Raw genomic sequence first — 13,247 nt, forward strand, 5'->3', positions numbered from 1 at the left:
GCGGACGTGGCTGTTAGCAGTCCCGGCCCTTGAGTGCCAACGTCGGTCGGGCAGTTAGGAACAGCGCCCGCGCGAGTCAAGGCGAACGTGCGAAAAGGGCGCGCCATGGCCCTTGGTTTTCCGCCGGCTCAACCTAGGTTGCGAAGGGTGACGTAGGAGTGTGGGCATGGGTCTGCAAGCGATGCTGCAGAAGGTGGTCCGGAGCGGCGACCTCACCCTGAAGCTGCCGGGCGGCCGCGAGCTGCGGCTGGGCGACGGCACGGGGCCGGCGCTGGTGGCGCGCATCACCTCGGCGTCCTGGGCGGCGCGGATCGCCGCCAAGCCCGGCCTGGGGGTCGGCGAGGCCTATATGGACGGCGGCCTGGTGCTCGAGCAGGGCGAGATCGGCGACTTCATCGACCTGGTCGGCGCCAACGCCCGGAACCAGAGGAAGAAGCGGCGCGGCCGCCTGGCGCTCTGGCTGCGCGAGCGGCGGCGCGAGGCCAACGCGCGCAGCGCGGCGCGGAAGAACGTCGCCCACCATTACGACCTGTCCGACGAGCTGTACCGGCGCTTCCTCGACGCCGACATGCAGTATTCCTGCGCCTATTTCGCCCGGCCGGACATGACGCTGGAAGAGGCCCAGCTCGCGAAGAAGCGGCACATCGCGGCCAAGCTGGCCATCGCCCCCGGGATGAAGGTGCTGGACATCGGCTGCGGCTGGGGCGGCATGGCCATGACGCTCGCCGAGGAGACCGGCGCCGAGGTCGACGGCGTCACCCTCTCGGTCGAGCAGCTGGCGGTCGCCAAGGCGCGCGCCGAGGCCCGCGGGCTCGCCGGCCGGGCCCGGTTCTCGCTCACCGACTACCGCGACGTGGCCGACACCTATGACCGGATCGTCTCGGTAGGCATGTTCGAGCATGTGGGCCGGCCGAACTACCAGGCGTATTTCGACGGCGTCGCCAGGCTGCTGAAGGACGACGGCGTGGCGCTGATCCACGCGATCGGCCGGCCGGAGGTGGGGGTGACCAACTCCTGGATCGCCAAGTACATCTTCCCGGGCGGCTACAGCCCGGCGCTCAGCGAGGTGCTGCCGGCGATCGAACGGGCTGGGCTGATCGTCACCGACGTGGAGATCCTGCGCCTGCACTACGCCGAGACCCTGAAGCATTGGCGGGCCCGGTTCGCCGCCCACCGCGCCGAGATCGCGGGCCTCTACGACGAGCGCTTCTGCCGGATGTTCGAGTTCTACCTGGGCATCGCCGAGCAGAGCTTCCGGGCGCGGCGCCAGTTCGTCTGGCAGATTCAGCTCGCCAAGGATGTCGACGTCCTGCCGATCACCCGCGACTACATCGCCGAGGGCGAGCGCGGCCTGGGCGATCGGCGCGAGCGGGTCGCTTGAGGCGGGCGAAATGTGTGGAGGCGGTCCAAAACCGCCGCTAGGGTCGCCGCCGAACGCTTGTTTGGAGAGACCGCCCATGCGCCGCGCCTTCGCGCTCGCCACCGCCCTGACGCTGATCGCCGGGGCCGCCTCGGCCGAGACCTGGACCAAGTACGTCGACGGCGCCAACGGGACGGCGTGGTCCTACGATGGCGACTACAGCTACAAGGACAAGGCGACCGGCCGCCTGGTGGTGATGCAGGCCATCTCCAAGCCCGAGGCCAAGCTGGGCCCCTCCGCTCCCGGCAAGCCCGACGGCGTCGGCAGCGTCGTGGCCATAGACTGCGCCAAGAAGAACCTGATCCTGCTGGGCTCATACAAGCCGTCCGCCCCACTGGCGATCAAGGAGGAGTGGCGCAAGGACACCCCGAAGAAGGCCGAGGGTGCGGACAACGCGGCCCTGATGGCCGCCGTCTGCCCGCACATCGACCATGTGCCGGTGAAGTAGGACGATGGGCGGCGCGGTCCTCGACCACGTCAGCCTGAAGGTCGCCGACTACCGGCGCGCGGAAGCCTTCTACGACGCCGCCCTGGCGCCGCTGGGCCTGAGGCGCCTGTTCGGCGACGGCGAAACCTATGCCGGCTACGGTTCCGAGCGGCCGTTCTTCTGGATCGGCAGCGACGGGCGTAGCGGCTACGCCCATGTCGCCTTCGCCGTCCCGAGCCGGCCGGCCGTCGACGCCTTCCACGCGACGGCGATAGCGGCCGGCGCGCGGGACAATGGGCCGCCGGGCCTGCGCGAGCACTACCACCCGACCTACTACGGGGCCTTCGTCCTCGACCCGGATGGGCACAACATCGAGGCCGTCTGCCACGCCGCGTCGTGAGCTTGACCTCCGAGGTAATCGACCGGCCGCGGCGGACGCGGGACCTTGGGCGGGTCTACCCGCTCAAGGAGCTTCCCATGACCGCCGTCCGCTCGACCTTCCTGCGCACCGTCATCGCCCTCGACGCCGCCGCGTGCGGCGTGATGGGGGCCGCTTTCGCCCTCGACGCCGGCTGGCTGGCCGAGCCGCTCGGCCTGTCGCCGGCCCTGATGCAGCCTGTCGGGCTGTTCCTCCTGCCCTATGCGGCCCTGCTGGCCTGGCTGGCGACGCGGCCGGCCCTGCCGCGCGCCGTGGTCTGGACCCTGGTGGGCTTCAACGTGGTCTGGGCGATCGAGAGCCTCGCGCTCGTCGCCCTCGGCTGGACCCAGCCCACGACGCTGGGGCTGGGGGTGGTGGTCGGCCAGGCCGTCGCCGCGCTGGTGGTCGCCGACCTCCAGTACCTGGCGCTGCGCAAGGCCCGGCGCGAAGCCGTCGCCTAGGGTCGGGTTCGCGCCCGCCGGCCGCCCGCCGCTCCCCCGGCGGGCGGTTCGTTGCGCCGGACGCGGCGCGAATGATTAAAACACTTGTTTGAGTTCTCCGCGTTTTGGGCCAAAACTGCGCGCCATCAAAATGTGCGTGGGAGAACCCGGATGAACGTCGCCGCCGAACGGCCCCAAAACAGCTTTGGCCTGAACCCCCAGGACGACCTCAACGACCTGCGGATGTCCGAGAAGGCCGTGCCGCTGCTCAACAAGGTGAAGGACTTCATCCGCGACGTCGTCGAGCCGATGAGCGAGGAGTTCCATCGCCTGGGCGAGGGCCGTCCCGACATCTGGCAATATGCGCCGGGCCAGCTCGAAGTGCTGGAAGCCGCCAAGGACAAGGCCAAGGCCGCCGGCCTGTGGAACTTCTTCCTGCCGAACGCCGAGACCGGCGAGGGCCTGTCCAACCTCGACTACGCCTATATCGCCGTCGAGCTGGGCAAGAACCGGCTGGCGTCGGAGACCATGAACTGCGCCGCCCCCGACACCGGCAACATGGAAGTGCTGGAGCGGGTCGGGACGCCGGAACAGAAGAAGCAGTGGCTGGAGCCGCTGCTCGAAGGGAAGATCCGCTCGGCCTACTGCATGACCGAGCTGAACACCGCCTCGTCCGACGCCAAGAACATCGACACCCGCGCCACCCGCGTGGGCGATGAATATGTGATCAACGGCGAGAAGCACTACATCTCGGGCGCCGGCGACCCGCGCTGCAAGATCATGATCACCATGGTCAAGACGGGCGAGGAGAACGCCCCGCCGCACCTGCAGCAGTCGCAGATCCTGGTGCCGCTCGACACCCCCGGGGTGAAGGTCATCCAGGGCCAGCAGGTGTTCGGCGACCCCGACGCGCCGCACGGCCACATGCACATCATCTTCGACAACGCCCGCGTGCCGGCGTCGAACATGCTGCTGGGCGAGGGCCGCGGCTTCGAGATCAGCCAGCTTCGCCTGGGTCCGGGCCGTATCCACCACTGCATGCGCGCCATCGGCTCGGCCGAGAAGGCGCTGGACCTGATGGTCACCCGCGGCATGACCCGCGTGGCCTTCGGCAAGCCGATCATCCAGCTGGGCGGCAACATCGAGATCGTCAGCCGTGCGCGGATCGAGATCGAGGCCATGCGGCTGATGGTGCTGAAGGCCGCCAAGGCGATGGACGTGCTGGGCAACCGCGAGGCGCGCGTCTGGATCCACATGGTCAAGGCCATGGTGCCCGAGCGGGTCTGCAAGATCATCGACCAGGCGATCCAGATGTACGGCGCGCTCGGCGTGTCGCAGCACACCCCGCTGGCCCGGATGTACGCCAACACCCGCACCCTGCGCATCGCCGACGGCCCGGACGAGGTTCACCACATGGTGGTGGGCCGCAACGAGCTGCAGCAGTACCGCGAACAGCCGGCCGACCCGTCCCTGGCGGCGGTCTTCCGGAACTAAGGCTGCATCACCACTGACGATCGAGGGCCGCGCGGAGAGATCCACGCGGCCTTTTTCGTGACCTCCTCTCCCCCGAGGTGCAGCCCGAGGGGAGAGGGCAGGGTGAGGGGCGGCTCGTGCAGGGGTGTTCCGCCGATGGTCCAGCCATGACCCAGCTTCGTCGCCGCTGATCCTCGAGGAACCATCGGGAGAGACGGACAGGCCCAGCCGCCCCTCACCCTACCCTCTCCCCTCCCACTTCGTGTGGGGGGAGAGGAGGTGGCCTTGGCCAAAGCTCGGGTGTAAGCGAATGGCGATTTCTCATGGCCACGCCATTCGATCTTTCACGCCGGGCCGAGGCCCAGGCGATTCCAGGAGCGCTCGCCCTGCGGCTTGCAGCGCCCATTCGGTCCCGCGCGCGACGCGCAGCTGGTCGGCGATCGGAGGCGGCCTGTGCCCGCCTGCCGGGGCCGGCCGCAACTCCGGAGGACTTCCATGACCCTGATCGCAGCCGCCTTCGTGGTCTGCATGGCCTTTGTGACCGCCACGCTCTCGGGCGTGTTCGGCATGGCGGGCGGCCTGGTGCTGATGGGGGCGCTGGCCTTCGTCCTGCCGGTGCAGGCCGCCTTCGTCTCCCACGGCGTCCTGCAGCTCGTCGCCAACGGCTGGCGGAGCATCCTGCACCGTAGGTTCGTCCGCTGGGACATCGTCGGCTGGTACGCCCTGGCGTCGCTGATCGCGGGCGTGGTCGTGGCCTTCCTCAGCTTCACGCCGTCCAAGCCGCTGCTGTTCCTGCTGCTGGGCCTCGTGCCCGGCCTGACCTGGCTGCCGCAGAGGTGGATCAACCTGGACGCCGCCAGGCCGCTCCAGGCCTTCCTCTCGGGTCTGTCGGTCACCGGCCTGAACCTGACCGCCGGCGTCGCCGGGCCGCTGCTCGACATCTTCTTCGTGCGCACCGAACTCACCCGCCACGCCATCGTCGCCACCAAGGCCGCGACCCAGGTGTTCGCCCACCTGGCCAAGATCGTGGTCTACGGGGCGCCGATGTTCGCGGGCGGCGGCGTGGGCATGCCGCCGCTGTGGGTGTTCGGGCTGGCCGTGCCGCTCTCGATGCTGGGCACCGTCGCGGGCGGCGCGATCCTCAACCGGATGAGCGACGTGAACTTCAAGCGCTGGACCCGCTGGATCGTGACGGCGGTGGGCGCGAGCTACCTGATCCAGGCCGCGCAGCTCTTCCTGGCCGGCTGAGGGCAAAAAAAGAGCCGGGTCACAGGGACCCGGCTTTTGAAGTCATTAGGGAGGAAACGCCCAGGAATGGGCAAGGCTGAGGTATGTCGTCCCGCGGCCGTTGCAAGGGCCGGTTGCGAAGTTTTTTGACAGCCGGGCTGGAAACCCTGCCGTGGATTGCGAAGTGGCCTGTCAGGTTTTGGGAAATTGGCCATTCCTGGCAGACCGATGATCGCTTATGGCCGAGCTCCGCGTCGCTGGAAACACGTCATGCAGCTCGAACCCAAGGTGCTGGAGAACCGCTTCGTGCGGCTGGAGCCGATGACCGAAGGCCATCGCGAGGGCCTGCGCGCGGCGACCAACGCCGACCAACGGATCTGGACCGAGCTCTATCCCTTCTCCTGGGCGAACGAGCACTTCGAGCCCACCTGGGCCAAGCTGATGGGCGATCAGGTGGCGGGGAACACCCAGGCCTATGCGGTGGTCGCCGCCGGCGAAGTGGTAGGCCTGACGACCTTCTACGCCATCGACCCGCCGAACAGCGTGCTGGAGGTGGGGGGGACCTACTACCGGCCCGACGCGCGGGGCGGGGCGGTGAACCCGGCGGCCAAGCGCCTGATGATGACGCACGCGTTCGACAGCGGCGCGCGCAGGGTGGTCTATCGGGTGGACGCTCTGAACGCGCGCAGCCGCGCGGCCGTCACCAAACTGGGCGCGACGCAGGAAGGCATCCTGCGCTCGGACCGGCTGACCTGGACCGGCCGCATCCGCGACACGGTGATCTTCTCGATCCTGGCCGACGAGTGGCCGGCGGTGCGGGACCGGCTGGACGCGCGGCTGGCGACGCTGGCGGCCTAGGCGGCCACCCGCGGCGTGGTGAGGCGCACGATGGCCGGATCGTCGATGCGGATCGGCACGAGCCCCCGCGCGGGCGTCCAGTCGATCTGGGCGCGCATGTCGGCGATCGTCGTGACGGCGTCCGCCTTCTGGAGCTGCAGGCTGGCCAACGCCGCGGCCGTCACCTTCACGTGCAGCACCGGTTCGAGGTCGGTCTCGGCGAACCCGCCCGGACGGCAGCGCCGCGCGACGATCTCCACGGCGTCGACAGGCGCCGTCCGCAACACCTCCACGGCGGCGCGCAAGGCCACCGCACAGGCGTTGGCGAGTTGGAGCCGACAGCGCTCGGCGTCGGTCAGGGGCTTGTAGGCGGCGGGCGTGCAGGCCTCGTCCGGCAGGGCGTCGTACTCGAAGAGGTCGATCTCGCCGATCAGGCGGTTGGGGCCCTCGACGTGCAGCCGGAAGCCTTCGATCACGTCCTTCAGGGTCGCCGCCCCGCGGTTGGCCTTCAGCACCCCGGCGATCGCCTCGACTTTCAGGGCGCGCACGTCGGCGGCCAGGGCCAGGGTGCGGTTGTGGGCGTCCGCCTGGGCCTTGGCGCGGCCGTAGAGTTCGGCGTCGGCCTTGGCCGCCTCCACCATCCGGTTGGTCAGTTCGCGGCGCTTCTCGCGCTCCAGGCCCAGCAGGTTGTCGAACAGCGACGGGCGGTAGTTGGCGAGCTTGTGCCGGGCCGCCGCCGAGATGGCGTCGCGCGCAACGGTGGGAACCACGGGCCCTTCGGCCTCCAGCTTGGCCCAGTCGATGCGGTCGAACGCCACCTGGTGGATGGTCGTCAGGCGCTCGATCAGCAGCTCATACGCCTCGACCTCGGCCCGCGAGGGCCGGCCGCGCGTGTCGTCGCGGCGTTTGCGGTCGCGATCGCGGATACCCCTGCCGGCGACGCGGTCGATCCGGCTCATCGGCGCGAGGATCTGTGCCGGTCCCTGGGCGCTCATGATGCGTTTCCATTCGCGGCTTTTCGCCGCTACTCAAAATGAGTAACCGCCGGTTCGTAACCGAAACCTTTACGATGGGAACCGCCTGGGAATTCGCGGGACAAACAGGCGCCTCAGGTTGTGATCGCTGCCGATTCACCCAGGAAGACCACTCTCGTCCCCTTCTCAACCGCCTTGGAGAGTTGGACCGCGTCCCAGTTGGTGAGGCGCACGCAGCCATGGCTGGCGGTCTTGCCCACCAGGCGCGGCTCGGGCGCGCCGTGGATGCCGTAGGTGTCCTTGGTGAGGTCGATCCAAACCGCGCCCACCGGATTGTTCGGCCCCGCCTGGATCGTCAGCTTGCCCGCCGTCCGGTCCCCGAAGTTCAGGCGGCTGGGATCGTAGGTCCAGGTGGGCGCCGGCGCGATGGTGCGCACGGCCCATTCGCCGGACGGCGTGGGCAGGTCGCCTGACCCCACCGTGGCGGGATATGCGGCCAGCAGCTTGTGGGCGGCGTCATAGGCGCGGACCTGCTTGCGCGCCTTGTCCACCTCGATCGTCGCCACCTTGGCCGGCAGGGCCTCGCGCGCCGGATAGGCCACGACGATCTTCGTCCCCGCCGCGCCGAAGTCCGCGCCGGGGTTCAGCGCCTGGAGCAGGGCCGGGTCCATGTGGAACCGCTCGGCCAGGGCCTCCAGGGGCCCGCTGAAGCCCAGCCGGTCAAGCTTGGCCATCCGGGCGTAGTCCTTGGGGATCGACGGCGTGTACGGCCCCGCCGCGTCCGCCGGGGTGATCGCGTAGTCGACGAGGATCGGGCCGGTGTCGGCCGTCAGCTTGGCCCAGACGTCGGCGTCCAGCACGCCGTCCTCCGGAAGGCCGTTGGCGCGCTCGTAGGCCGCGATCGCGTTCTTCACGTTCTCGCCGTCCTGGCCGTCGATGACCCCCGGCGAGAAATGGGCGCGGTCCAGCAGCACCTGGGCGCGGATCAGCATGTCGCGCCGGGCCTGCGGCGTAGGCGCCGCGGCGTCGAACACGGCCCGATCCACGGCCCGGGCGACAGGCGCAGCCGACGGCGCGGGTGGGATCGCCAGCACCGGCGGAGCCTCTGCGGGCATGGACGTCGCGGACGGCGCCGAGGTCTGGGAGGTGCTCGCCGCTTCTCTGGGCCGGATTTCGCAGGCGCAGAGCGCGACGGCGGAAAAACCACAAAGAAGAACAGTTGCGAACTTCATGCTGGACCTCGGCGTTTCACCACCCCTTGCTGGCGGTGGGATGTTGATGAAGCTCCGAGACGTGATGCGGTTCCTGGGGGCCTCGGCGGCGGCCGTCGTGCTGTTGCTGCTGCTGGTCCTGCGGGTGACCAGTTGCGCGCCGGCGCATCCGCCTGCGCCTGGTCCCCTGGGCGAGCCGACCGGGGCCGCCTCGGGCCAGTCCACCCCACGGGGCCCGGTCAGCGCCGATTGCCGCTCCGAGGGCTGGACGGCCGCGGCCCAGGCCAACTCAGGCTCGCTGCGAACCCTGGCCTGGGCGCCCTTCGGTCGGCAGGAGGCCGGCTGGGACATCTACGTCCCGATGATCCAGGACGAGATCCGCACGATCTGCCCCGCCGACAGCGAAGGCTTCGCCGCCGCGCTCGCCGCCTGGCAGGCGTCGCAGAAGCTGGACGCGGACGGGGTGCTGACCGAGCCGGTCTTCATCGCGTTGAAGAACGCCCTGCAGACCCGCCGGGAGTTCGTGCGCTTCACGTCGTTCGGGACCTGTCCGGACACGCCGGACCTGATCACCGCGGCGCGGATCGACGAGGGCTACAGCGGCAAGCAGGTGTGGATGCGGCCCAAGGCGCTGGAGGCCTACCGCCGGATGGTCGCCGCCGCCCGCGCCGAGGTCCCGGCGATCGCCGCCGATCCGCGGAACCTGACGATCTTCTCGGGTTACCGCAGCCCCTCGGCCGACGCCGCGCGATGCCAGGCGGAGGGCAACTGCGACGGCGTCGTCCGCGCCCGCTGTTCGGCCCACCGCACGGGCCTCGCCGCGGACATGTACGTCGGCCAGGCGCCCGGTTACGGCCCCGACTCCACCGCGGACCCCAACCGCCTGTTCATGACCCGGACGCCCACCTATCGCTGGCTGCTGGCCAACGCCCGCCGGTTCGGGTTCGTGAACTATCCCTTCGAGCCGTGGCACTGGGAGTGGACGGGCGAGCCGCCCTGACTCTAGGGTCGCCGCCATGCCAAGCGTGACCCTGAACGGCGTCTCCCTCGCCTACGACGACATCGCACCGCCCGGGCCGGCCCAGCGGACGATCCTGCTGCTCCACGGCTTCGCCTCGAACCGCAACGAGGGCTGGAGGCGCACGGGCTGGTACAGCGCGCTGGAGCGGCGCGGCTTTCGGACCATCGCCCTCGACCAGCGCGGCCACGGCGAGAGCGTGCGCTCGCACGACCCGGCCGACTATGGCCGCCTGCAACTCGCCGCCGACGCCCTGGCGCTGCTGGACCACCTGGGGGTCGGCCGCGTCGACGTGCTGGGCTACTCCATGGGCACGCGCACGGCGCTGCAGATGGCCATCGACGCGCCGGACCGGATCTCGAACCTGCTGCTGGGCGGAGTGGGCGGCAAGCTGTTCGACCCGCCGCGCGAGGGCGCCCTGGACGCGATGGCCAAGGCCATGGCCGCCGAGGACCCGTCGACCATCGACAACGGGATGCTGAAGAGCTTCCGCCAGTTCGCCGACGAGCAGGGCGAGGACCGCCAGGCGCTGGCCGCGTTCTCGGCCGGCGCCAGCCCGCCGCTGGACCGCGACGCCCTGGCCCACCTGCCGATGCCTGTGCTGGTGGCGGCCGGCCAGCGCGACGACCTGGCGGGCGACCCCGAGCTGCTGGCCCGGATCTTCCCGCTGGGCAAGGGCGTCAGCCTGCCGGGGATCGACCACTTCTCGGCCATCCCGCACGCCTCGCTGAAGGCGACCGTCTTCGACTTCATCGACGGCGTGCTGGACGACGACTTCCCGCCGTTCGAGTAAAGCGGCTAGCTGCGTGGGCCCATGTTGTAGGGTCCGCCCTTCTCCAAGGCGGCGCGGTAGGCCGGCCGGGCCTGGAAGCGGTCCACCCAACCCTTGATGTTCGGGTACTTGTCGTATCGGCCGAACGCGCCGGTGACTTCGCCCACGAAGCTCATCTGAATGTCGGCGGCGGTCAGGTCGGAGCCGAGCAGCCAGTCGCGGCCAGCCAGGGATTTTTCCACGTAGCCCAGGTGGTTGGCGATCTCGCTCTCGATGCGCGGGTGCAGCGGCGCGCCGGCCTCGCCCAGGCGGCCCACGTACATGAACAGCATCAGCGGCAGCATCGCCGAGCCCTCGGCATAGTGCATCCACTGATTGTAGGCCTCGTAGGCGTCGGTCCCAATGGCCGGCGCCAGGCGTCCGCCGCCGTACTTGCGGACGATGTAGTCGATGATCGCGCCGGACTCGATGATCGTCTGGCCGCCGTCGGTGACCACCGGCGACTTGCCCAGCGGATGCACGGCCACAAGCTCAGGCGGCGCAAGACGCGTGGTCGCGTCGCGCTGGTAGAACTTGATCTCGTAGGGCGCGCCCAGCTCCTCCAGCAGCCAGAGGATGCGTTGCGAACGGCTATCGTTGAGGTGATGAACAACGAGCATGAGGGCGCTTCCTGATTTTGATGATCGGCGCAGCAAAGCGGCCTGACCTGACGCAACGCAAGCCTGCCATAGTCGAGCCATGACACTCGTCCTGCCCAACCTCCCCGACCTCCTCGACGAAGCCGCCCGCGAGGCCGCGGCGCTCACCGCCTCCATCAGCGGCGCCGTGGCCATGCGGGTACAAAAGGACGGGCGGCTGGACCGCGCGGCGCTGGACGCCGAACAGCACGGCGCCCACGGCCTGGCCTGGGCGGCCGCCTATGCCGAAACCCTGCGCCAGGTCGCCGCCTGGGCCCGGGCGCTGCAAGCCGAGGGGCGGCTGACCGAGGCCGAGGCCCTGCCGGCCCAATTGCTGGCGCACGAATACCTGAGCCAGCTTCAGGGTGGCATCCCGATGAACCAGGGGGAGATCTTCCGGCCCGCCGACGTCTTCGCCCCCGCCGAGCGGCTGAGCCACGTCCTGGGCCGCCTTCGCCCCGGCGCCTCGCAGGCGGTGAAGCTGCGGATCGTCGAGCTGCTGGACCAGGCGCGCGGCCGCCCGTCGCTGGAGGCCAGCGGCCTGGACGAGACCCTGGAGGCGGTGCGCGACCAGTTCCACGCGTTCACAGACGAGAAGATCGTCCCCTTCGCCCACGGCTGGCACCTGCGCGACGAGCTGATCCCGCTGTCGCTGCTGGAGGAGTTGGGCGATCTAGGCGTCTTCGGCCTGACCGCGCCGGAGGACTGGGGCGGCTCGGGCCTGGGCAAGGTGGCCATGTGCGTGGTGTCCGAGGCCCTGTCGCGCGGCTGGATCGGGACCGGCTCGCTGGGCACCCGTTCCGAGATCGCCGCCGAGCTGATCCTGGCCCATGGCACCGACGAGCAGAAGCAGCGGTTCCTGCCCGGCATCACCTCGGGCAAGACGATCCCGACCGCCGTCTTCACCGAGCCCGAAGCAGGGTCCGACCTGGGGTCGCTTCGGACCAAGGCGGTCCGCGACGGCGACGTCTGGCGGGTCTCCGGCGCCAAGACCTGGATCACCCACGCGGCCCGGGCCGACGTCATGACCCTCCTCGTCCGGACGGACCCGGACAAGAAGGACCACCGCGGCCTGTCGATGTTCCTGGCGGAGAAGCCGCGCGGCGTGGACGGCGACCCGTTCCCCGCGCCGGGCATGAGCGGCGGCGAGATCGGCGTCATCGGCTATCGGGGGATGAAGGAATACGAGATCGCCTTCGACGGCTTCGAGGTCAGCCACGCCAACCTGCTGGGCGGCCAGGAGGGCCAGGGCTTCGTCCAGCTCATGGCCACCTTCGAGAGCGCCCGCATCCAGACCGCGGCCCGCGCCATCGGCGTGGCCCAGAACGCCCTGGACCTGGCGCTGGACTATGCGTTGCAGCGCCGCCAATTCGGCGGGCCCATCGCCCAGTTCCCACGGGTCGCCAACAAGCTGGCGATGATGGCGGCCGAGATCCTGGGGGCGCGACGGCTGGCCTGGTTCGCGGCGCGGGCCAAGGACGAGGGCCGCCGCTGCGACCTGGAGGCCGGCATGGCCAAGCTGACCGCCGCGCGCATCGCCTGGGCGGCGGCGGACAATGCGGTGCAGATCCATGGCGGGACCGGCTTTGCGATGGAACAGCCGGTGAGCCGCGTCCTGGCCGACGCCCGCATCCTCAACATCTTCGAGGGCGCTGGCGAGATCCAGGCGCAGGTGATCGCTCGACGCCTGCTCGAGGGCGCGAATTAAGGCTTCGGCGCGAAGCCGTCGGCGATCAGGCCGATCTGGCGGTCCATGACTCCGATCAGCAGCCGGGCGTCCGCCTCCTGGGTGATCACCAGCCGGTAGGTCCAGGCATAGGCGCTCATCAGGAGGTCGACGATCTCCTGCAGGTCGACGTCCTGGCGGACGTCGCCCTCCGTCCGCCCTTTGATCAGGGTGTCGCGGATGACTTCCTGCAGGCGCGGCGTGCGGCCGTAGGGACGGGCGGCTGGCGGCAGGGTCCAGTCGTAGGCGGCGGCGATGTGCGACATGAACAGGCGCACGTGCCGGGCCTCGAACTCGAAGTGAACGGCGAACATGGTGCGCAGCCGGTCGGCCGTGCAACCCCGCAGGTGCGGCATGACCCGGTCGATCTCCGCGTAGAGCGGTTCGAGCCGGGCCTGCATCACCTCGGAGAGGATCTCGCCCTTGGAGGCGAAGGTCGTGAAGACGCTGCCCACGGACACGCCGGCATGACGGGCGATCTCTCGGATCGTCGTGCCCTGGTATCCGTGGGTGTCGAACAGCTCATGCGCGGCCGCGACCACCCGCTGGCGCGTCGCTTCCTTTTGCGACTGCCGCGGCGGGACGGGCCCCGAAAGAGGTGCGATGTCAGCGTTCATCCCGACCGGC

Annotated in this window: 14 protein-coding genes; 10 read left to right on the forward strand and 4 right to left on the reverse strand. The window is 70.0% G+C overall.

Features of this window, described 5'->3' with window-relative positions:
- Positions 1 to 166: 166 nt before the first annotated feature.
- From EPO51_RS26600 to EPO51_RS26630, 7 genes are all read left to right on the forward strand, one after another.
- Positions 167 to 1,381 carry an SAM-dependent methyltransferase gene (locus EPO51_RS26600; RefSeq protein ID WP_293357064.1) on the forward strand — a complete coding sequence of 405 codons (1,215 nt, stop codon included), beginning with the start codon at positions 167 to 169 and terminating at the stop codon, positions 1,379 to 1,381.
- Between the two features lie 76 nt (positions 1,382 to 1,457).
- Entirely contained in the window at positions 1,458 to 1,868 is a 411-nt protein-coding gene (locus tag EPO51_RS26605; protein ID WP_293357066.1) for a hypothetical protein, read from the forward strand.
- Positions 1,869 to 1,872: 4 nt separating this feature from the next.
- A complete protein-coding gene (locus tag EPO51_RS26610) occupies positions 1,873 to 2,247 on the forward strand; it encodes a VOC family protein (protein ID WP_293357068.1) in 375 nt (124 codons plus the stop codon).
- Between the two features lie 77 nt (positions 2,248 to 2,324).
- Positions 2,325 to 2,726 carry a hypothetical protein gene (locus tag EPO51_RS26615; protein WP_293357070.1) on the forward strand — a complete coding sequence of 134 codons (402 nt, stop codon included), beginning with the start codon at positions 2,325 to 2,327 and terminating at the stop codon, positions 2,724 to 2,726.
- Between the two features lie 150 nt (positions 2,727 to 2,876).
- Positions 2,877 to 4,199: an acyl-CoA dehydrogenase family protein gene (locus EPO51_RS26620; RefSeq protein ID WP_293357072.1), complete on the forward strand. Its 1,323-nt coding sequence runs from the start codon at positions 2,877 to 2,879 to the stop codon at positions 4,197 to 4,199.
- 474 nt (positions 4,200 to 4,673) lie between these two features.
- Positions 4,674 to 5,426, forward strand: coding sequence for a sulfite exporter TauE/SafE family protein (locus tag EPO51_RS26625; RefSeq protein WP_293357074.1), 753 nt, complete (start codon positions 4,674 to 4,676; stop codon positions 5,424 to 5,426).
- Positions 5,427 to 5,675: 249 nt separating this feature from the next.
- On the forward strand, positions 5,676 to 6,263 hold the full coding sequence (locus EPO51_RS26630) for a GNAT family N-acetyltransferase (protein WP_293357076.1): 588 nt from the start codon (positions 5,676 to 5,678) through the stop codon (positions 6,261 to 6,263).
- Here EPO51_RS26630 and EPO51_RS26635 read toward each other — a convergent pair.
- Both EPO51_RS26635 and EPO51_RS26640 read right to left on the reverse strand, forming a co-directional pair.
- The gene (locus EPO51_RS26635; RefSeq protein WP_293357078.1) at positions 6,260 to 7,237 is read right to left on the reverse strand and encodes a hypothetical protein; all 978 of its coding nucleotides are present in this window, start codon (positions 7,235 to 7,237) and stop codon (positions 6,260 to 6,262) included. The genes EPO51_RS26630 and EPO51_RS26635 overlap by 4 nt on opposite strands.
- 113 nt (positions 7,238 to 7,350) lie before the next feature.
- Complete coding sequence (locus tag EPO51_RS26640; RefSeq protein ID WP_293357080.1) at positions 7,351 to 8,331, reverse strand: L,D-transpeptidase family protein; 981 nt, start codon at positions 8,329 to 8,331, stop codon at positions 7,351 to 7,353.
- A 163-nt stretch (positions 8,332 to 8,494) separates the two neighbouring features.
- Here EPO51_RS26640 and EPO51_RS26645 point away from each other — a divergent pair, with 163 nt between their 5' ends.
- Complete coding sequence (locus tag EPO51_RS26645) at positions 8,495 to 9,427, forward strand: D-alanyl-D-alanine carboxypeptidase family protein (RefSeq protein WP_293357082.1); 933 nt, start codon at positions 8,495 to 8,497, stop codon at positions 9,425 to 9,427.
- 16 nt (positions 9,428 to 9,443) lie between these two features.
- A complete protein-coding gene (locus EPO51_RS26650; RefSeq protein ID WP_293357084.1) occupies positions 9,444 to 10,238 on the forward strand; it encodes an alpha/beta fold hydrolase in 795 nt (264 codons plus the stop codon).
- Between the two features lie 5 nt (positions 10,239 to 10,243).
- Here EPO51_RS26650 and EPO51_RS26655 read toward each other — a convergent pair whose 3' ends face one another.
- Complete coding sequence (locus tag EPO51_RS26655; RefSeq protein WP_293357086.1) at positions 10,244 to 10,876, reverse strand: glutathione S-transferase family protein; 633 nt, start codon at positions 10,874 to 10,876, stop codon at positions 10,244 to 10,246.
- 79 nt (positions 10,877 to 10,955) lie between these two features.
- Between EPO51_RS26655 and EPO51_RS26660 the strand changes: the two genes are divergently transcribed.
- Positions 10,956 to 12,602 (forward strand): acyl-CoA dehydrogenase family protein, encoded by a 1,647-nt coding sequence (locus EPO51_RS26660; RefSeq protein WP_293357088.1) that lies wholly within the window; start codon positions 10,956 to 10,958, stop codon positions 12,600 to 12,602.
- On the opposite strand, the gene EPO51_RS26665 is transcribed toward EPO51_RS26660, so the two are convergent.
- A complete protein-coding gene (locus EPO51_RS26665; protein WP_363201494.1) occupies positions 12,599 to 13,162 on the reverse strand; it encodes a TetR/AcrR family transcriptional regulator in 564 nt (187 codons plus the stop codon). The genes EPO51_RS26660 and EPO51_RS26665 overlap by 4 nt on opposite strands.
- Positions 13,163 to 13,247: the final 85 nt, after the last annotated feature.

The organism is Phenylobacterium sp. (assembly GCF_004297125.1).
Classification (GTDB): domain Bacteria; phylum Pseudomonadota; class Alphaproteobacteria; order Caulobacterales; family Caulobacteraceae; genus Phenylobacterium.